Genomic DNA, 20,063 nt, shown 5'->3' with positions numbered 1-20,063 from the left:
AAGCCAACGCCAGGACAACCCCGGCCGTAGGAGATACGCATCAACCCACCTACGATCAACCTTATGGCTGCTGCCTCCCGACTTGAACACGACTTTCTTGGTGAACGTACCATTCCCGAGGATGCTTACTACGGCATTCAGACGCTGCGGGCCATCGAAAACTTTCGGATTACGGGTATTCCCCTGAAAACGGAACCACTGTTTGTGCAGGCGCTGGCGTACGTGAAAAAGGCGGCGGCTCTGGCAAATCAGGAGCTGGGCGTGCTCGACGCTTCCATTGCGGCAGCCATTGCGCAGGCCTGCGACCGGGTTATTACGGGGGAGTTCGACAACCAATTCCTGACGGACATGATTCAGGGCGGCGCGGGCACTTCCGTCAATATGAATGCCAACGAGGTCATTGCCAACGTGGCGCTGGAAATCATGGGCCACCCGAAAGGCCAGTACGAGTTCTGCCACCCCAACAACCACGTTAACTGCTCGCAGTCGACGAATGACGCGTATCCGACGGCTTTCCGGGTAGCACTCAGCAATAAGCTGGTGGGCTACGGGCAGGCTCTGTCGGAATTGGCCGAGGCATTTGCGCAGAAAGGCGAGGAGTTTCGGAATGTGCTCAAGATGGGGCGCACCCAACTCCAGGATGCCGTACCCATGAGCATGGGCGACGAGTTCAAGGCCTTTGCCACCAACCTGCGCGAAGAGCTGCTGCGCATCGAAGACAGCCGCCAGCTCATCAGTGAAATCAACATGGGCGCTACCGCCATTGGTACTGGGGTAAATGCCCCGTCTGGCTACGCGGAGCTGGTTACGCAGCACCTGCGCACCATCACCGGGCTGGACCTGAAACTAGCCGGCGACCTGATTGAGGCCACCTACGATACCGGAGCCTACGTCCAGCTTTCGGGCGTGCTCAAGCGGACTGCCGTGAAGCTTTCCAAAATATGTAACGATTTGCGCCTGCTTTCCTCCGGGCCGCGTACGGGGCTGTTCGAAATCAACCTGCCGCCCCTGCAGCCGGGCTCCAGCATTATGCCGGGCAAAGTAAACCCGGTGGTGCCAGAAGTAGTCAACCAAACGGCATTCTACGTTATTGGGGCCGACCTGACGGTGACCATGGCAGCGGAAGCGGGCCAGCTACAATTGAATGTAATGGAGCCGGTTATTTCCTTTGCCCTGTTTACCTCTATTTCCTACCTCACCAATGCCTGCCACACCCTGCGCGAGAAGTGCGTGGTGGGCATTACAGCCAATGCGCAGCGGGCCGAGGAGCTGGTGCGCAACAGCATTGGCATCGTTACGCAGCTAAACCCCGTGCTGGGCTACGAAACCGCGGCCGAAATTGCCAAGGAAGCTTTGCGCACGGGTAAGTCCGTGTACGCCATTGCCGTGACGGAGCGCCAGTTGCTGACCCAGGAAAAGTGGGAGGAAATCTTCACCTTCGAGAACATGATTCGCCCGGGCTTTATTCAGTAGCTGGGTCAGGGTTTAGGCAAGAGGGCGTCGGCGGCAATAGTCTGCGCGCGGTTCCGTTCTTTTGCAGCTCACTGAGGCTACTGCTGGCTATGTCCCTATCTTCTTCCCATCTGATTGCCCGAACGGCCGATTTCGTGCGGGAGAAATTTCTGCACGAAGGCTCCGGGCACGACTGGGAGCACATCCGCCGGGTTTGGCAGGTGGCCCGCGCCCTGGCCCAGGAAACACCCGGTGCCGATCCTGTGGTGACGGAGCTGGCCGCCTTGCTGCACGATGTGGCCGACTGGAAATTCCACGACGGAGACGAAGAGGCGGGTCCCCGGGCCGCCCGGGCCTGGCTGCAGGAACTGGCCGTAGAAGAGCCGGTTATTTCGCACATAGAAACGATTATCCGGGAAATCAGCTTTAAAGGCCTGGGCGTGCCCACCCCGATGAGCACGCCGGAAGGGGAGCTGGTGCAGGACGCCGACCGCCTCGATGCCATTGGCGCCATTGGCGTTGCCCGCGCGTTTGCCTATGGGGGCCACAAAGGCCGGCCTTTGCACGACCCCAGCGTGCCACCCGTGGTGCACGACTCGTTCGAGAGCTACAAGAAAAACGCGGGGCCCACCATCAACCACTTCTACGAAAAGCTGCTGTTCCTGCACGAGCGGCTGCAAACGCCCGCCGCCCGACGGGTGGCCCGGCAGCGCCAGCAGTTTATGGAAGACTTTCTCGCGCAGTTCCTCAGTGAGTGGGAGGGACGCGACCTGGCGCCGGCCCTGGATAACCCCGTCACGAATCGTACTTTTACTTCATGATTAGTCGCTTATTTGTTCGTGCCGGCGCGGCGCTGATAGTCGGGTTGCTGGCAGCTTCCTGCCGTACTTGCCCCATTGCTTCCTGCCATACCCGCAAGGCGCATCCCCACAATGGGGTACGTTACCGGGGGCAGCCGCTCTGGAAAAAACAGAACCCCGCCATCGGCGAAAAAATCAAAGTGCACGATCAGAAAGACGGGCGCCACAAATCAGATAAAAGCAAGCCGAAAACCTAGCAGAACTAGGCAAAACGGCCATTTTTTTGTATCTTGCAGGCTTAATCCTGTAACCGCCGACACCCTCCAGAGTGGAGTGTATGTCGGCCTTCCCGACCTCTTATGGCAGAAGCAGAAGGCGAGAGAATCATCCCAATTAACATTGAAGATGAGATGCGCGGCGCCTACATCGACTACTCGATGTCGGTTATCATTTCCCGGGCGTTGCCCGATGTGCGTGATGGACTCAAACCCGTACACCGCCGCGTACTCTACGGCATGAGTGAACTGGGCGTTTCCTACAACAAATCCTACAAGAAAAGCGCCCGTATCGTGGGCGAAGTGCTGGGTAAGTATCACCCCCACGGCGATACCAGCGTGTACGATACCATGGTACGCATGGCCCAGGACTGGAGCCTGCGCTATCCACTGGTAGATGGGCAAGGTAACTTCGGCTCGGTGGACGGCGACTCGCCGGCCGCTATGCGTTACACCGAAGCCCGCCTCAAGCGCCTGGCCGACGAAATGCTGGGCGACCTGGACAAGGACACCGTGGACTTCCAGCCTAACTTCGACGACTCGCTAGAAGAGCCGAGCGTGATGCCGGCTAAATTCCCGAATCTGCTGGTGAACGGTACCTCGGGTATTGCCGTGGGTATGGCCACCAACATGGCGCCCCACAACCTGACGGAGGTTGTGAACGGTATCGTGGCCTACCTCGATAATCCGGATATCACCATCGCCGAGCTCATGGAGTACGTGACGGCGCCGGACTTTCCCACGGGCGGTATCATCTACGGCTACGAAGGCGTAAAGCAGGCCTTTGAAACCGGCCGCGGCCGCGTGGTGGTTCGGGCAAAAGCAACCTTCGAGACCACCCCCTCCGGCAAGGAGCAGATTGTGGTGACCGAGATTCCCTACATGGTGAACAAGGCCTCCATGATCGAGAAAACGGCGGCCCTCATCAACGAGAAGAAAATTGAGGGTATTGCCGACCTGCGGGATGAGTCGGACCGGGACGGTATGCGCATTGTGTACGACCTGAAGCGCGACGCCATGCCCAACGTGGTGCTCAACAACCTGTACCGCTATACCCAGCTGCAGTCATCCTTCGGCGTGAACAATGTAGCCCTGGTGAAAGGCCGGCCGCTGACGCTGAACCTGAAGGACCTCATTCACCACTTCGTAGAGCACCGGGCTGAGGTAGTAGTTCGCCGGGCGCGTTTCGAGCTGGCCGAAGCCCAGAAGCGGGCCCACATCCTGGAAGGGCTGCTGATTGCTCTCGACCACCTGGACGAGGTTATTGCCCTGATTCGCAGCTCCCGTGACCCCGAGGTAGCCCGCGCCCAGCTCATTGAGCGTTTCTCGCTGAGTGAAGTGCAGGCTCGTGCCATTCTGGATATGCGCCTGCAGCGCCTGACTGGCCTGGAGCGCGACAAGATTGTAGCCGAGTACGAGGAGCTGATGAAGCTCATCGACCACTTGAAAGCGGTGCTTTCCTCGGAAGATCTGCAGCGGCAGATCATTAAGGACGAGCTCTACGATATCCGGGAGCGGTACGGCGACAAGCGCCGCACGGCCATTGAGTACGCCGGCGGCGACTTCTCGATGGAAGACATGATTGCCGACGAGAGCATGGTGATTACCATCTCGCGGGAAGGGTACATTAAGCGCACCGCCCTCGACGAATACCGGAGCCAGGGCCGGGGAGGCGTTGGAGCTCGTGGTGCCAGCACCAAAACCGACGACTTCACCGAGCATTTGTTCGTGGCCACCACGCACGAGTACCTGCTGTTCTTTACGGAACTGGGCCGAGTATTCTGGCTAAAGGTGTACGAGGTGCCGGAAGGAGGGAAGGCCACCAAAGGCCGCCCGATTCAGAACCTCATCGAGATTCCCCGCGAAGACAGTGTGCGCTCCGTCCTGAACGTGCGCGGCCTGCGCGACCTGGATTACCTGGAAAATACCTTCCTGATGTTCTGCACCGAGCAGGGAACGGTAAAGAAAACGCCGCTGGAGGCATACTCGCGCCCCCGCGCCGCTGGTATCAATGCCATTACCATCAACGAAGGCGACCGGCTGCTGGACGTGCAGCTCACCACGGGCAGCAGCGAGATTATCGTGGCACTGCGGTCGGGGAGAGCGGTCCGCTTTAACGAAAGCAAAGTGCGCTCGATGGGCCGCAATGCCGCCGGCGTGCGGGGTATTACCCTGGCCGATGACGGCAGTGACCGGGCCATTGGCATGGTGTGCGTGTCGGACGAAGCCCAGGAACTGCTCGTCGTTTCCGAAAATGGCTACGGCAAGCGTAGTTCCCTGGATGAGTACCGTATTACCAACCGCGGGGGCAAGGGCGTACGCGCCATGAAGATTACCGACAAAACCGGTGCGCTGGTGGCCATTAAAGCCGTGGTGGACACCGATGATCTGATGATCATCAACCGCTCCGGCATCACTATTCGCTTGCGGGTAGCCGAGCTCCGTACCATCGGTCGGGCTACGCAGGGCGTGCGGCTGCTGCGCATCAGCGAGGGCGACGCTATTTCTTCAGTAGCCAAAGTGCAGGCTGAGGACAAAGCCGAAGAGGCTGAGGATCTGGCTTCTGAGGCAGCAGCTGAAACCGGGCTGGAAGCGGCTCCGGGCGGGCTGGCGCCGGACCTGGAAGCGCTGATTGAGCCTGATTCGCTCAGCGCTAATTAACTTGCAGCGGCAGAACTCGGAAGCGGGTTCTGCCGTTTGCTTTGGCACTCACCCTAATCCTAATTTTTTTCTTCACCAGAAACCCAATGAAGAAGTTCCTCCTGACCATTGTAGCAGCGTGTGCTATGCAGGCTGCTATGGCACAAAACTCGGCCGTTACCAACGCAGTACTGTACCAGCGCCAGGGTACCCTGGACAAAGCCCGTACGGAAATTGATAAAGCCGTAGTAAATGAAAAAACCAAGGGCAAAGCCAAAACCTGGTATACCCGCGGCGAAGTCTATGAAGGCATGGCTGCCAGCCCAATTTACGGCAAAGGTCTGCAGCCGGGCGAAGGAGCCAAAGTAGCATTTGAGTCGTACCAGAAGGCCATTGAGCTGGAAGGTAAGGACAGCGAGTATGGTAAACTGGCCGTAGGCAAACTCGACAACCTCTACGGTATGGCCCTGAATGCCGGGGTGGAAAGCTACAACGGCAAGAAGTACGATGAAGCCATCAACTCCTATAAAATGGCCCAGCAAATCCGGCCACAGGACACCACGGCATTTTTGTACGCTGCCTATGCATCCGAAGCAAAGGAAGACTTTGCCGGGGCTAAGGAAAACTACAACAAGCTGATGGCCATCAACTACAAGTCGCCGCAGATGTATGAGCGTTTGTTGCTGATTGCCCGGCAGGAGAAAGATGAAAAAGCGGCCTTGGCCGTCGTTCAGCAAGCCCTGCAGGCGTATCCCAACAACAAGGTCTTCATGATTGAGGAGTTGAACATGCTTCTCAGCTCGGGCCAGGGCAAACAGGCCCTTGATAAGATTGACCGGGCCATTGCAGCAGATCCAACCAATGCCAATCTGTATGCCGTGAAAGGCTCGATTCTGGATCAAAACAAACAGACGGAACAAGCCTTTGCAGCGTACAAGAAAGCGGTTGAAGTTGATCCGAATAATTTTGACGCGCAGTTCAACCTCGGGGTATACAACTTCAATAAGGGCGCCGATCTGTACACTAAGGTTAGCCGGATGGATCAGGCCGCTTATATGAAGTCGGGTAAGAAAATGGAGGTAGACGGCAAGAAGTATTTCGAGCAGGCACTACCATATTTTGAAAAGGCGCTGCAGCTGCAGCCCAAGGACCAAGCTACCATCAAATCGTTAAGCCGGGTATATACGACGCTGAAGCGAAATGCTGATGCCGAGCGAATGAACAAGATGCTGGATGGCATGAAGTAGGAGAGCACCTGTTTATAGTGAAAAACGGCCGGATGAACTGATCCGGCCGTTTTTAAAAAACAATACTTAACATAATATAAATTATAAGACAATTATACGATGAGTTATCGGCCTCACAGAGTATGTACTTCGGATACTTTATCCAGCGAGAATTAACAGGAAAAGCAGTAACCAACTGAGAAGTTAGCAGCTGTAATCTCCTTATATGTGCATGTAGTGAAGGAAGTTCCCTGGTTGTCTTAATGAACCCGATAGATTGACTCTACTTATCTACCCCGTGGATATATAAGTTCATCCTTCTAGGCCAGCCAGTTTGATGTACACAGATTTTCTTCAACAAGCTCGACTTAGTATCCAGCGTTTTTGTTCGACCACGCAGCTTTCTAGTCTTTTTAAGAAGGACTCAACTCAATTTAGCCTTAATGACTACCTAGCGTACTGTGCGCGTCATGCAAATACTGTTGGATTGAGGTTACTGTGAGTTTTAAGTTATTTAGGCTCATGATAGCGGGATATGTTTCTAATAGATTATAATAGATTATCGACACACTGCCTGCATGGCCGATTTACGCCTGTAGTGCTAGGCGCAGCCTTGCTTAAGGCTACAAAAGTGAAAGTAAATGTGATGCTGTAGAAGTAAGATAACAGCTATCCTCTACCCTTCTAAACGGCGTACTCCTGCCCTCCTGCCCCGCCTTACCGTTAGTTTGGTATTTATTTATTGATGTAATGGGTTAGTAGATGATTTTAGCAGAATTTGAGGGAGTAATATACATCCATAGTAATAAAAAGTATAAAAAAGTCCATTTTATTTATACTTTTTTATACTTTTTATTACTATGTACTATGTTTTTACTTTTTACTCGTATTATAGTCTCACCATTCATTTCATTCCTCCATTCGCTTTTTATGCCTAAAACCATAGACTACCCGCGCACCTCTTATACCAGCGCTTGGGAAGTAGCCGAAGTAGTTGATGACACTGGTGGCAAGTGTGCATTAGAAACAGCTGCCCGCAAACTGAACCGCAAGGTGAGTGGCTCCTTCAAAGCTATTGTAGGATCCGCCGTCAAGTTTGGTCTTCTCACTAGCAAACGAGAGTTACTTACTACTACGAACCTATTCCGTAGGATTAAACATGCCTATGATAAACAGGAGGAAAAGATTTACCACCGAGAGGCATTTCTTCATCCCCCGCTGTTCATGCAAATCTGTCGCAAGTTCCGTAACCGGGAGCTTCCAGTGCATATGTTCGACGTAATGCTTATCCGGGAATTTGGGGTAGAGGAAATAAACGCCCAGGGCGTAGCAAAGGCATTCGTAGAGGGGGCCCGAATGGTTGACCTCATTGATGAACGAAACATCATTGCCGACATCGACCAACTGAGTGCTCAACAAGGACCTCGCCGGGAACTGGCGGCCGGTGAAATGCCTCTAAACTCCTTTCGTAGAGCAACTGATAGCAACCCCGAGCCGGCCCAAACAACATTACAGCCGTCTGCGCAACCAACCACTCAGAAGTCTATAAATAGTTTACCATTATCTCCCGGCTTTGTACTCGCTGACTCCTCTTTACCTGAAGAACCGGATCCTATATCGGCGTTGTTTAACCTTCCCAGAAACACTGGCAACCAGGCAACGCAAGATTCAGTCTCATTGGTAGACGTGCAACCGTTTGTATCAAAACAACAGCCGTCCCAGCCTAGCGACCGTAACTTTGCCCCCCCGATTTTACCAAATGGTATAAACCTACCTATACCTACACAAAGCCCCGAGCCAAGTACATCAACCCCCGAAGTGATATTCAGGCTGCAGATCAGTGGACCAGGCCTACATACGGATTTAACGATTCAGGACCCATCGGACTTACTGCTGGTACATAGCCTGCTGGAAAAAATAAAACGTCAGCTAGGCGGTGCTGCCTAGCTGACGTCTTAAACGCTTCCTGAATTTGGCCAATTATTTAGCCACTCTTTGAATACGAAAAACAAATAGTTGCTCTGAGGCCCGGTTTCGACCTACATAAAAACTATCGATTAAGGCAACCGCGTAGCCCGGCGCCTGCTGTCCTAACGCATGGGTGGGCAGCAGGCGCTGCGCGGTAATAAGCACGGCCGCTTTGGCCCCCAGCTGCGTGGTATCCGGTTGCCACCGCCGGATGGGCCGGCCAGCCTGCCACACCTGCTTAATCTGCATCTCTGACAGGCTGTACCAGGAATATGCCGGACCACCATGTTTTTTACGCACATCTGCCATTTGCCGGATACTCCTATCGGCCTTGCGGGTTTCCCAAGCCGCATAGGCAGGCATCAGCAACCCGAGCAGCCCGCATTGCAACGCCAGAGAGGCGGCCACCAACGACGTTGCGCGGCCGCCAATTAAGCCCAGGATGACAACCCTATACCCAAGCCCAGCAGCCCCCAGACAGACAAACCAAAAGGCCAGCTGGGTGGGCCGAAAGCCCGGTAGCTGGACAACCAGCAGAGCTGCCGGCAACCCCAGGCAAACCAACAGCAACAATCCACCCCACGTCTTAAGCAGCAGACCGTCTACCCTCCCACTGCTCCCCGGCTGACTGTCGGCATTACCTTGTTCCCAGCTGCGAATCAGTCCGGCCAAGAGCAGTACCAACGGCGGTATCAACGGTAACATATACCGCTCTTTTTTCTCGGGAACGATACTTAAAAAGATTAGGGTAAGCACTAACCAGACTAGGCCATACCAATAAGGCACATACCGCCCGGCCCGCCCGCGGGCGTAGGGAACTACCAACGCCGCCAGTGCGGCCAGCGCCCAGACGCCCGTAAAAACCGGAAAGTTAAGGTAGTAGCTCACCGGCTGCACATGCCGCTCCCCCCACGAAGCCACTTCTACCCGGGCTATGGCCAGTACCTCGGGCTGCACCCGCTCCCACACATACCAGGGCCAGAGGCTACCTAGCAGCGCGCCCACGCCCACGAAAACAGCTACCCCTAGCCCCCATCCCTTGGCTACCTGCCCACGCAGGCCCCAAGGGGTGCAGGATGCTACCACAAAGGGTAATAGCAAAGCGTACAGCGCGACGGGGCCTTTACTTAAAAAGCTGGCGGCCAGCAATAGGCCCGCCGTGGCGTAAAGGAGCAGTTGCCCGGTGCGTAATGCCCTGGTCAGCAACCACAGGCACCCTACCATCCAGGCATTGGAGAAGATGTCCCACTGACCGTCACGCCCTACGGTAATGACCAGAAGGCTGCTGGCCAGCATTAGCGCCGCCAGCCAGGCCGTGCGCCCCGGTTGCTCCTGCTCACCCGGCATGCGGCGGGTCAACTCGCGGGCCAGCCCCCAGAAGAAGAACACCAGAAGCGTAGCCATGCTGGCAGCGGGTAAGCGCAGCACGGCCAGGTTATCGGTAGGGCCCGTGAGCATTTGTACGCCGGCAACTGCCCAGGTTGGCAGCGGGGGTTTAGCCAGGCGCAGCGCCCCATTCATTGTTGGCAGCAGCCAGGAGCCCCCAGCTACCATCTCCCGGGCCGCCACAAAGTTGCGGGCTTCCATCAGGCCTGCCTCCGGCGCCCCCAGGTGCACGAAAAAACTGCATACGCACACGCTCAACACGGCGCCAATGCGGCCAATTCGGGTTTGCAGGAATGTGTGCAAGTACTTCATGGGGTAGTGCGGAATAGGACAGATGGGGAAGATCTGGCGCGGCGGTTAATTAGGTTCTGTCGTTTGCTGGCGGGCGCGGCGGCGCATGCGCACCAACTGCCGCACATTGTCAACCTCCACAGCATCAGGCTGGGAAGCAAGCAGCCGCCGGATGGCCTGGGGAGAGCGGCCACCGAAAATAACCACCTGCAGCCCGGCCGCGTGCGCGGCAGCGCTGTACTCCGGCGTTACTACATACTTGGACAAGACCACCGCCTGTACTCCAACGGCCAGGGCCGTGCGCATTCCCCCGGCAAAGTCCTCGGTGATTTCCAGGCCCAGGGGAAGTTGGGGTAGTTGCTGGCGCAGGTAAACGAGCGTTTGGGGTTGGTTAGTCAGGACCAGCACCCGCTCGGTGGGCACCCGGTATTGCTGCAGCAGACGCTTAAGCTGGCGCACCAGAGTACGGGAACGATGCCCATCCCCATACCGGGCGCAATCATCGGTTTCGTGCAGGTCCAGGTGGATGAGCGGAAATACCGCCCGACGCGCCAAACGGCTGAGTACCGAGTCCAGGCGCTGGGGCCGCTCCCGCTGCAGCCAGTCGTAGGGCCACCCGCCCCGGTAACGCAGGCCGGTGAGGGTAGCGGCCGCGGTGGTACTCACGCAGCCGGTGCGCGCCGTGGTCATGGAGGGTAGGTTCGTATTGTGATACAGCACCAAAACGCTGTCCTGACTAAGCTGCACATCCATTTCGACGCCATCGGCCCCATGTTCCAGCGCCCACCGGATGCCGCGCCACGAGCTGGGCGGCGACGAATTGAACGGATGGATAGGCGTAAAAAAGCCGGCGCCGGCATGGCCCAGAATCTGTACCTGGCTCAGGGGCAAGGGCATCCGGACCTGAGCCAGGGCCGGCAGAACCCCGCACAAGCTCAGCAGGAGGCTCAATAGGGCATTCCGGGCGCCTACCAGTGGTTTCAGGCGGCATTCGCGGAGGCAAGCGGCCGCATCCGGGTAGTAAATTCGGCTACCTTTGCGGGCATACTGTTTTTCTGTGGGGAGGCTTCCCTCCTGTTTATTTACTGCCAATGGCGTCTGTTCTGGTTACTGGTTGCGCTGGGTTTATTGGTTCGCATCTGGTGGAGCTACTGCTGGAGCAGGGCCACCGCGTAACTGGGCTCGACAATTTCGACCCTTTTTACGACCGCGCCCAAAAAGAGCGAAATCTGGGTAGCTGTAGCCACCATCCCCGCTTCCACTTCCACGAAGTAGACCTCCGGCGGGGGCTGGATGGCCTGGTGGATGCCCTGCCCGCCGACCCCGTGGACGTGGTGGTGCACCTGGCGGCCAAAGCCGGGGTGGGCCCCTCCGTCAGGGAACCAGTTGCTTACCTGGAAAACAATGTAGTGGGTACTACTCATCTGCTGGAATGGATGCGGCTGCGCGGCATTCAGAAGCTTTTCTTTGCGTCGTCGTCTTCGGTGTACGGCAATACGCGGGAGCAGCCTTTCCGGGAGGACATGAATTTGCTGGCCACCTGCATTTCGCCGTACGCGGCCTCCAAGCTAGCCGGCGAGCAGCTCACCTACACTTACCATCATCTGCACGGCCTGGATGTGCTCAACGCCCGGTTCTTCACCGTATACGGGCCGCGCCAACGCCCCGATCTGGCCATTCACAAGTTTGTGCGGCTGCTGCACGCCGGCCAGCCTATACCGGTTTTCGGAAACGGCACCTCGGCCCGCGACTACACCTTCGTGCTGGACACCGTGGCCGGCATTGCCCAGGGGGTAGCCTACCTGCTCGGGCATACGGGCGTTTACGAAACCATCAACCTGGGCAACAACCGCCCGGTTTCGTTGCTGGAGCTGATTCAGGCCGTGGGTGAAGCCGTGGGCCGGGAGCCGCAGCTCTCCTTTCAGCCCATGCAGCCCGGGGACGTGGACGTAACCTACGCCGACATTGCCAAGGCGCAGCGCCTGCTGGGCTACTCCCCCCGCACCACGCTTGCCCAGGGGCTTCAGGCCTTTGTGCACTGGCTCACGTTGGAGGAAGCAGCAGCCGGCCCCCGTTAAACCGGCGTGGCTTTCTTAGATACGCGCGGTGATTTGGTGGCGCGGGCTTCGCGGCGCAGCAGCACAATATTGCGCGCGTACACAACCGTCCCGAACACGTTGCCAATAATCAGCACGGCATCCCAGCGCAGGAAAGCATACACCAAGATTAGTACCGAGCCCACGAAGCTGATAACCCAGAAGCTCAGCGGCAGCGTGGACTCCCCCTTACGCTCGGAGTAAATCCACTGGTAAACAAAGCGCAGCAGGAAAATCACCTGGCCCACAACCCCCAGCGCCAGCAGCCCGGCCGGAATGCGGCTGCTAAGCATGGCCCGCAGGCTGAAGTGCTGATTGCCGGCCACAAACCAGGCCAGCATGGCCACCGGAAATACGTAGGCCCCGGCCCGAAACCAGGGATTCAGCTTGTCCCACTCTTTCAGCAGCTGCAGGTTCCGAATATAGATGGCGTAGCTGATTACCTGCGCCCCCAGAATCACCGGGTCGTGACGCAGGATGCCGTACACTATCATCAGAAACGAGGAAATTAGGCTGATCTGCCAGAACAGCGTGGGCACCAGCACCCGCTTGGCCCGCTCGCTCTGAATCCACTGCAGCACAATGCGGCTGGAAAACAGCAGCTGCGAAACCAGCCCAATGCCCAAGGCAACTGTTTGCGACGTCATACCCCGGTTACTTGCCTGCGCCTACTGCCTCAGTCTGCTGGCGGTGGGCCTCCCCGATTTCATAGTTCTTCCAGCGGCTGCGGATCCAGCGGAAGCCGAACGTGTCCACCAGCGGCTTCCAGGCCCGGTTCCAGAGGTTGTACTTGGCCGTGCCCGCAAACCGCGGGAAGTGGCGCACCGGCAGCTGCTTGACTTTGCCGCCCTGCAGCTGCACCAGCGCCCCCAGGAAGCGGTGCATCCCGTGAAATAGCGGAATGCGACGGGCATGCTCGGTTTTGATGATTTTCAGCGGGCAGCCCGTATCCTGAATGCCGTCGTTAATGAGCGTGCGGCGCACGGTGTTGGCAATCAGGGACGACATCTTCTTCACAAACGTATCCTGGCGCTTGGCCCGGATGCCGTTTACCATGTCGAACTCCGGCAGGAACTCAAAAAAGGTCAGGAAATCGAGCGGGGTGGTCTGGATGTCGGAGTCGATATAGCCGATGAGCGTGGTGCGGGCGTGGTCGATGCCGGCTTTCACGGCGGTGCTCAGGCCCCGGTTCTGGCTCAGGCTGATAAACTCGTACTGGGGCTTCTGCCGGCATACCTCGCGCAGGATGGCCACGGAGCCGTCGGTAGAACCATCGTTTACAAACAGCACGGTAGTGGCCACCGGCGTTTCGGCCAGGAACTTGTCCATCTCCACCACAAACTGCCCCAGGCTTTCTTCTTCATTATAGACGGGCACGAGCACCGTCAGACTTTGGGAGGCGAGGTAGGCAGCACGGTCGGGAGCAGCAGACATAGAAACAACGGGGTAAAGCAGGGCGCAAGGTACGCAAGGTTTTGAGCAAGGTACCTGACCATACGCAAAAGCGGCCGAACGGATGGGTTCGGCCGCTTTTGGAGGGCATTACTCCCCTATTAGCGAAGCGCTCCATTCATCCCGCAGCAACGACATCACCAGCTTATCATGAAAGCTTCCATTGCGGAAGCAAGCCTGCCGCAGCCGGCCCTCCAGCTGAAAACCGGCTCGCTGGTACGCTTTCACGCCGCCCTGGTTGGGCTCCGAAACCGTGAGCATAATCCGGTTCAGGCCCAGCTCCGCAAACCCCTGCGCCACCACCTGCCGGGTTACCTCCGTGGCAATTCCCTGGCCCCAGTACTGCTTTTCGCCCAGCAGAATGAAATATTCTCCCGCCTGATTGACCGTGGAAATGCCGGTAATACCGGCGTGACCAATCAACTCCTGCGTATCGGCCAGGTACACCCCCAGATTCAGGCAGCGCGGATCAGCCAACGTAGCTTCCAGCCACTGCGCAACCTTCGCCAGTGAATCCATCTGCTGGAAAACATTCAATGAGTAAAGAATAACCTCCGGGTCCTGCAGCCAGCGGTGGAAGATTTCAGCCTGGTCAATTCGCAGGGGTAATAACTGGATAGCGGTAGAGGGCATTAGAAACGTAACTGGCCGAGTTGAAGAAATGGAAAAACGCTGCCCGAACCTAAGGAAGGCTCGGGCAGCGTTTTCGAATTTGTATAAAAGGGAAGGACGTTACTCCCGCCGCACCCCGCCGGAAATGGTGGTGTGGCGCTGCTTGAGCACGTCCACTACGTCTTCCATGGAAAGTCCGGAGGCTGTCAGCAGTACCAACAAATGGTACAGCAGGTCGGCGGCTTCGCCTTTCAGGCCCTCCAAGTTGCCACCCACCGCGTCGATGACGGTTTCCACGGCCTCCTCTCCCACTTTCTGGGCAATTTTGGGCATGCCCTTGCGGAACAGGGAGGCGGTGTACGACTTGGGGTCCTCGTCGGGGTGCTGGTAGCGGCGCTGTACCAGGCGCTCCAGCTCCGCCACGAAGCTCACGGCCGGAGCCGGGTAACGCGTCTGCTGAGGCTGCTCGAAGCAGCTGGTGGTACCCCGGTGGCAGGTGGGGCCGTCGGGGCGGGCCAGGATGAGCAGGGCGTCCTGGTCGCAGTCCTCGTGCTCACTCACCACGGTGAGGTAGTTCCCGGACGTTTCGCCCTTGGTCCAGAGGCGCTGCTTGGAGCGGGAGAAGAACGTCACGCGACCGGTCTGGCGGGTCACGCGCTGCGCTTCCTCGTTCTGGTAGCCCAGCATCAGTACCTGCCCCGTGTGAGCATCCTGCACAATCACCGGAATCAGCCCATCGGGCATTTTGGCAAAATCCATTGGATTAGTAGTGAGTAGTTGGTATTGAGTAATGAGTAATCGGTTTGATGTACAGTAAGTAGTTTCTCACTACTCAATACCAACTACTCACTACTACTATTACAGCCGCACGGCAATGCCGTCCTGGCGCAGGTGTTCTTTCAGCTCGCGGATGCCGATTTCGCCGAAGTGGAAGATGCTGGCGGCGAGGCCGGCGTCGGCGTGGGCCTGTTGGAATACGTTGGTGAAATCCTGCTTGGAGCCGGCACCGCCCGAGGCTACTACCGGGATGGTTACGGCCCGACTCACGGCCCCGGTGATGTCCAGCGCGAAGCCGTCCTTGGTGCCGTCATTGCTCATGGAGGTTAGCAGGATTTCGCCCGCGCCCCGCTCGGCGGCTTCCCGGCACCACTGCACCGCGTCGCGGCCGGTGTTGTGGGTGCCGGCGCGGGTATAAATCTGCCAACCTCCGGGCACATGGTAGCGGGCATCGGCGGCCACCACGATGCATTGGGACCCGAAGCGGGCGGCCAGCTCGTCAATCAGCTCGGGGCGCGCCAGAGCGGCCGAGTTGATGCTCACTTTGTCGGCTCCGTTCATCAGCAGGGCTTCTACGTCGGACACGGTGCCGATGCCGCCGCCCACAGTGAACGGAATGTCCAGCTCGCGGGCCACGTCGCGCACCAGGGCCACCAGCGTGGCGCGCTTCTGGTTGGTAGCGGTTATATCGAGGAACACCAGCTCGTCGGCGCCCTCGCGGGCGTAGCGGGCGGCCAAAGCCACCGGGTCGCCGGCGTCGCGCAGGCCCTCGAAGCGCACCCCTTTCACGGTGCGCCCGTCCTTCACGTCGAGGCAGGGTATGATTCGTTTGGTTAGCATGCTTGGTTGTTGAAGAATACTGTGTGATCCTGAGCGGAGCGAAGGACCTACTCACGCCAGCACGAAACCGTTGTGCTGCATCCTCCAAACGTGATAAGGTCCTTCGCTCCGCTCAGGATGACAAAAGAACCAGTCAAATTACTCTTACAGCCAGGGCTGCAGCTGCTCCAGCGTGATGGTGCCTTCGTAGATGGCTTTGCCGATGATGGCCCCGTGCATGCCCACGGCGGCCAGGGCCTCCACGTCGGCAATGGTGGTTACGCCACCGCTGGCAATGAGGCGGGCGGCGGGCAGCTGCTCGCGCAGCTCGGTGTACGTAGCCAATGACGGGCCCTGTAGCTTGCCGTCCTTGCTCACGTCAGTGCAGATGAAGGTGGTGGCCCCGCTGGCCAGGTAGCCCTCCAAGAACTCGCGCAGGGTCCGTTCGCTCTGCTCGGCCCAGGCGTTGATGGAAATATGGTTGTCGCGGTAGTCGGCCCCGATGATGATCTGGTCGGCCCCGAACGTGCGGAGCCAGCCGTTCACCGTTTCCGGCTCGCGCACGGCAATGCTACCGGCGGTAATCTGCCGGGCTCCGGCGTCGAAGGCCTGGCGCACGGCGTCCTCGCTCTGCAGCCCGCCCCCGAAGTCGATGTGCAGGCTGGTGTGGCGGGCAATGCGCTCCAGCACGGGCAGATTTACGGGGCGCTTGGCGCGGGCCCCGTCGAGGTCCACCAAGTGCAGGCGTTTCACGCCGGCGGCCTCGAAGCGTTGGGCCACGGCCAGTGGATCGGCATCGTAAGTGGTCTGCTGGGCAAAGTCGCCCTCCGTCAGGCGCACGCACTGGCCGCCTATAAGGTCAATAGCGGGAATGATTTCCATGTAGGTTTTGAGCTTGGTGCTGGTAGCGGAACAACAGAACGTCATGCTGCGCGAAGCCGGAGGCGCAGCCGAAGCATCGCTACCGCCTCGTTGAATTACTACTGCAACGAAGCGGTAGCGATGCTTCGACTCCGCTCAGCATGGCCGTTCTTTTATCACGGGCTTACAGCTTGAGAAAGTTTTCCAGGATACGGGTACCGACGGGGCCGCTCTTTTCGGTGTGGAACTGCGCGGCGTAGAAGTTCTCGTGCTGCACGGCGGCGCTGAACGGCGCGGGGTACGCGGCCTCGGCAATGGTGTACTCACCCACCGGGGCGTAGTAGCTGTGCACGAAGTACACGTAGTCCTCGGCGCTGAGTCCTTCGAACAGCGGACCACGCAAGGCCTGCAGGTTGTTCCAGCCCATGTGCGGCACTTTGTACTCCGGCGTGGCCGGGAACCGCACCACGTCGAAGGGCAGAATCCCGAGCAGCTCGGTGCCTCCTCCTTCCTGGGTGTGGCGACCCAGCAGCTGCATGCCCAGACAGATGCCCAGGAACGGCTGCTTGAGCGTGGGCAGCAGCTCGTGCAAGCCCTGGGCGCGCAGCTCCCGCATGGCGGAGGCGGCCTCGCCCTCACCCGGGAACAGCACCTTATCGGCGCGGCGAATCACGTCGTGGTCGGCCGTGAGCGTGGCCTGCACGCCCAGCCGTTCCAGCGCAAACAGCACCGACTGCACATTGCCGCCTTTGTAATCAATGATGGCTATTTCCATTTGAGAATATTAGAAGTCATCGAGTGTTTATACTTATGTTTAAACAAATGTGTAAAGCTATTTAGACTTACCAGTTATCATCCTGAGCATGTCGCGCATCAAGCTAGGTCGCAGGACTTTACCACGTATGAGCGGTTAGTTCCGGTGTTCTAAGGTTCTTCGCACCACTTAGAATGAAAGCTGTGCCCGCAACGCACATTCCGACAACTGTTTATCCATTTGTATAAACAAATGGATAAACTACAGAATGCCTTTCGTGCTGGGGATTTCCATGCGGCCGGCGTCGCGCACCAGGGCCATTTTGATGGACTTGGCTACGGCCTTGAAAATAGCTTCGATCTTGTGATGCTCATTCTGCCCCTCGGCTTTGATGTTGAGGTTGCAGCGGGCAGCATCGGAGAAGCTCTTGAAGAAATGGTAAAACATTTCGCACGGCATATCTCCTACTTTCTCGCGCTTGAACTCGGCGTCCCACACAATCCAGGGGCGGCCCGAGAAGTCGATGGCGGCTTGGGCCAGCACATCGTCCATGGGCAGCAGGAAGCCGTAGCGGGCCAGGCCGCGCTTGTCGCCGAGAGCCTGGGTGAAGGCTTCGCCCAGGGCAATGGCCGTGTCCTCGATGGTGTGGTGCTCGTCGATGTGCAGGTCGCCCTGCACGGTGATTTTCATATCCACGCCCGAGTGCTTGCTGAGCTGGTCGAGCATGTGGTCGAAGAAGCCCAGGCCGGTGTGCATCTCGGGGCGGCCGTTGCCGTCGAGGTTCAGCTCGATGCGGATTTTGGTTTCGTTCGTGTCGCGTTGTACCACGGCGGTGCGGGCGGGCAGCCGTAGGAACTGGTATATTTTTTCCCAGCTCATGGTGGTCAGCGCGGCAAGCTCGTCGCCCTCCCCTTCTGGCTTCAGCAGGATGGACTGGCAACCCAGGTTCTGGGCCAGCTCCACGTCAGTCAGCCGGTCGCCGATGACGAAGGAATTTTTCAGGTCATAGCCGCTGCCCTCGCCCAGGTATTGGGTGAGCATGCCGGTGCCGGGCTTGCGGGTGGGCAGGTTCTCGTGGGGGAAGCTCCGGTCGATGTGCTCCCGCACGAACTCCACTCCTTCCGAGCGCAGCACGTCGAGCATCATGGTGTGCGCCGGCCAGAAAGTCTCCTCCGGAAAGCTCTCGGTGCCCAGGCCGTCCTGGTTGCTCACCAGCACCAGCTCGTAATCCAGCTCGCGGGCAATGCGCGAGAGGCCAGTGATGGCACCGGGCACAAACTGAAATTTTTCCCGCGTCAGCGCGTCCACCTGGAAATCCGTCGGCGGCTCGATGAGGATGGTGCCGTCGCGGTCAATGAAGAGTACTTTTTTCATGAAGAAGAAACTTGGTCCCGGACTGCTGCGGCCGGACGACCTGAGAGTAGACAAAGAAACAGTTTCGGCCTTAGTCGGCCGCAGATAAAAGATTCTGGATGAACTCGGCATACGCCTCACCCAGCGGCAGCTCCAGATTGAGCGCGAGCCGGCGGCGGGTTGTCTTCACGAGCTCCTGGGTGTGCGGGTTGAAGCCAACTTTTAGGTACTCTTCCCAATACACCCCAAGCCCACGTTTTTGCCAGGACGGCAACTCATTATAGTTAATGCCGTGCGCGAACAGCAAATCGTGCTTGGTAGCGGTACGCTGGCCCTTCACCTGGGCCGTAGCTTCTGCCACGGTGCGGCCCTGCTTGCGGAGCAGCCAGTAGCAATGCGCATTGAGAGAGTTGCGGGCCGCGTCTTCCTGCCGCCACCGGAAGTAATCGACCACGTCCTGTCGGCGCGGCAGTTGGGAAATGCGGCAGTCGAACACCCCTATATTGCCCAGCAAGAGAGAGAATTTGGCCGAGGCCTCACCCGCCAGCACGGAGGTGTACTTGCGCAGCTTACGCCCAAACGAATCCTCGGTGGGGTGCAGCAACAGGGAAATTTCGTCGCTCTGGGTAAAGCCATACACCATCCGGAAACCACAATCCAGCAGATGGCGGGTGGTTTCGGCCATATAGTCGCGCATCCGTTCGTCGAAGGGCGCCTCAAACGGGTGTACTTCCTTAGTTAGGCGGGTGAAGCCGCGCCCATCTAAGCGGGCCACCAGGTACAGGCCGGGCAGCGCGCAGTGGTCGTGGGAGGTTTCAAACACGCGCATTCGCGCGTCGAGGTCATTGAATTTCATCCTGCCAGTTGGTCACGTCAAACTCCTGATTGCCGAGCGGGCGCACAAAGTAAAGCTGGTCGAAGCCTTCGGCGCGGGTGGGTAGCTCCAGCCGGTTACGGGTGGCGCGAATACCTTTATCTGGCACCTGCCGCTCCGGCGGACGCTGCAGGTTGCGCACTTGTGCTTCCGCCGCCACCGACTGAAAAAAATAGCCAACCACTTCGAACCCCGCCGCCCGAGCCGCCGCTATGTACACCGCCCGCTCGGCCTGCGTGGGGTTCGTATTATCTATCACGCAACGTTGCTGAGTTTCCAGGCACAACTCCAGCAACCGCCGTTCCCGGTGGCGCGTGCGCAGCAGGTCCATGCTGATGCGCACATGGGAGTGGAAAAACCGCTGTTGGTAAAACGTCGATTTTCCGGTGGCCTGGATTCCGCAGAACAGCACGAGCTGCATTATTCT

Annotated in this window: 19 protein-coding genes; 7 read left to right on the top strand and 12 right to left on the bottom strand. The window is 58.1% G+C overall.

From position 1 onward, the window contains the following. Window positions 1-63: 63 nt before the first annotated feature. From aspA to FY528_RS12965, 6 genes are all read left to right on the top strand, one after another. A complete protein-coding gene (aspA, locus tag FY528_RS12990) occupies window positions 64-1,473 on the top strand; it encodes an aspartate ammonia-lyase (protein ID WP_149071449.1) in 1,410 nt (469 codons plus the stop codon). Window positions 1,474-1,562: 89 nt separating this feature from the next. Next, a complete protein-coding gene (locus FY528_RS12985; protein ID WP_187632114.1) occupies window positions 1,563-2,273 on the top strand; it encodes an HD domain-containing protein in 711 nt (236 codons plus the stop codon). After that, on the top strand, window positions 2,270-2,509 hold the full coding sequence (locus tag FY528_RS12980; RefSeq protein ID WP_149071448.1) for a hypothetical protein: 240 nt from the start codon (window positions 2,270-2,272) through the stop codon (window positions 2,507-2,509). The genes FY528_RS12985 and FY528_RS12980 overlap by 4 nt, the downstream gene beginning before the upstream one ends. A gap of 102 nt (window positions 2,510-2,611) precedes the next feature. Next, window positions 2,612-5,188: a DNA gyrase subunit A gene (gene gyrA, locus FY528_RS12975; RefSeq protein WP_149071447.1), complete on the top strand. Its 2,577-nt coding sequence runs from the start codon at window positions 2,612-2,614 to the stop codon at window positions 5,186-5,188. Between the two features lie 86 nt (window positions 5,189-5,274). Then, window positions 5,275-6,414, top strand: coding sequence for a tetratricopeptide repeat protein (locus tag FY528_RS12970; protein ID WP_149071446.1), 1,140 nt, complete (start codon window positions 5,275-5,277; stop codon window positions 6,412-6,414). A gap of 741 nt (window positions 6,415-7,155) precedes the next feature. Next, window positions 7,156-8,340, top strand: a complete 1,185-nt coding sequence (locus FY528_RS12965; protein WP_149071445.1) for a hypothetical protein — start codon at window positions 7,156-7,158, stop codon at window positions 8,338-8,340. A 33-nt stretch (window positions 8,341-8,373) separates the two neighbouring features. Here FY528_RS12965 and FY528_RS12960 read toward each other — a convergent pair whose 3' ends face one another. Both FY528_RS12960 and FY528_RS12955 read right to left on the bottom strand, forming a co-directional pair. After that, window positions 8,374-10,059: an ArnT family glycosyltransferase gene (locus tag FY528_RS12960; RefSeq protein ID WP_149071444.1), complete on the bottom strand. Its 1,686-nt coding sequence runs from the start codon at window positions 10,057-10,059 to the stop codon at window positions 8,374-8,376. Window positions 10,060-10,104: 45 nt separating this feature from the next. Next, entirely contained in the window at window positions 10,105-10,935 is an 831-nt protein-coding gene (locus tag FY528_RS12955; RefSeq protein WP_168679711.1) for a glycerophosphodiester phosphodiesterase, read from the bottom strand. Between the two features lie 194 nt (window positions 10,936-11,129). On the opposite strand from FY528_RS12955, the gene FY528_RS12950 reads away from it, so the two are divergent. Beyond that, window positions 11,130-12,116 (top strand): GDP-mannose 4,6-dehydratase, encoded by a 987-nt coding sequence (locus FY528_RS12950; RefSeq protein ID WP_149071442.1) that lies wholly within the window; start codon window positions 11,130-11,132, stop codon window positions 12,114-12,116. Here FY528_RS12950 and FY528_RS12945 read toward each other — a convergent pair. From FY528_RS12945 to FY528_RS12900, 10 genes are all read right to left on the bottom strand, one after another. Further along, entirely contained in the window at window positions 12,113-12,781 is a 669-nt protein-coding gene (locus FY528_RS12945; RefSeq protein ID WP_149071441.1) for a lipid-A-disaccharide synthase N-terminal domain-containing protein, read from the bottom strand. The two genes, FY528_RS12950 and FY528_RS12945, sit on opposite strands and share 4 nt — an antisense overlap. 7 nt (window positions 12,782-12,788) lie before the next feature. Beyond that, window positions 12,789-13,568, bottom strand: a complete 780-nt coding sequence (locus FY528_RS12940; protein WP_149071440.1) for a glycosyltransferase family 2 protein — start codon at window positions 13,566-13,568, stop codon at window positions 12,789-12,791. A gap of 108 nt (window positions 13,569-13,676) precedes the next feature. Next, the gene (locus tag FY528_RS12935) at window positions 13,677-14,219 is read right to left on the bottom strand and encodes a GNAT family N-acetyltransferase (RefSeq protein WP_149071439.1); all 543 of its coding nucleotides are present in this window, start codon (window positions 14,217-14,219) and stop codon (window positions 13,677-13,679) included. Window positions 14,220-14,318: 99 nt separating this feature from the next. Further along, the gene (gene hisIE, locus FY528_RS12930; protein ID WP_149071438.1) at window positions 14,319-14,957 is read right to left on the bottom strand and encodes a bifunctional phosphoribosyl-AMP cyclohydrolase/phosphoribosyl-ATP diphosphatase HisIE; all 639 of its coding nucleotides are present in this window, start codon (window positions 14,955-14,957) and stop codon (window positions 14,319-14,321) included. A gap of 99 nt (window positions 14,958-15,056) precedes the next feature. Continuing rightward, entirely contained in the window at window positions 15,057-15,815 is a 759-nt protein-coding gene (gene hisF / locus FY528_RS12925) for an imidazole glycerol phosphate synthase subunit HisF (RefSeq protein ID WP_149071437.1), read from the bottom strand. A 144-nt stretch (window positions 15,816-15,959) separates the two neighbouring features. Then, window positions 15,960-16,676 carry a 1-(5-phosphoribosyl)-5-[(5-phosphoribosylamino)methylideneamino]imidazole-4-carboxamide isomerase gene (gene hisA / locus FY528_RS12920; protein ID WP_149071517.1) on the bottom strand — a complete coding sequence of 239 codons (717 nt, stop codon included), beginning with the start codon at window positions 16,674-16,676 and terminating at the stop codon, window positions 15,960-15,962. Between the two features lie 163 nt (window positions 16,677-16,839). After that, entirely contained in the window at window positions 16,840-17,430 is a 591-nt protein-coding gene (gene hisH, locus FY528_RS12915) for an imidazole glycerol phosphate synthase subunit HisH (RefSeq protein ID WP_149071436.1), read from the bottom strand. A gap of 240 nt (window positions 17,431-17,670) precedes the next feature. Further along, entirely contained in the window at window positions 17,671-18,783 is a 1,113-nt protein-coding gene (hisB, locus tag FY528_RS12910) for a bifunctional histidinol-phosphatase/imidazoleglycerol-phosphate dehydratase HisB (RefSeq protein WP_149071435.1), read from the bottom strand. Between the two features lie 70 nt (window positions 18,784-18,853). Beyond that, on the bottom strand, window positions 18,854-19,618 hold the full coding sequence (locus FY528_RS12905; RefSeq protein ID WP_149071434.1) for a tRNA(His) guanylyltransferase Thg1 family protein: 765 nt from the start codon (window positions 19,616-19,618) through the stop codon (window positions 18,854-18,856). Further along, the gene (locus FY528_RS12900) at window positions 19,605-20,057 is read right to left on the bottom strand and encodes an AAA family ATPase (RefSeq protein WP_149071433.1); all 453 of its coding nucleotides are present in this window, start codon (window positions 20,055-20,057) and stop codon (window positions 19,605-19,607) included. Before FY528_RS12900 ends, FY528_RS12905 begins: the two co-directional genes overlap by 14 nt. Window positions 20,058-20,063 lie beyond the last annotated feature (6 nt).

The sequence above is a fragment of the Hymenobacter lutimineralis genome (genome assembly GCF_008271285.1).
In the GTDB taxonomy this organism is placed as follows: domain Bacteria; phylum Bacteroidota; class Bacteroidia; order Cytophagales; family Hymenobacteraceae; genus Hymenobacter; species Hymenobacter lutimineralis.
The sequence above is the reverse complement of the archived record's forward strand: the minus strand, read 5'-3'. Positions and strand labels throughout refer to the sequence as shown.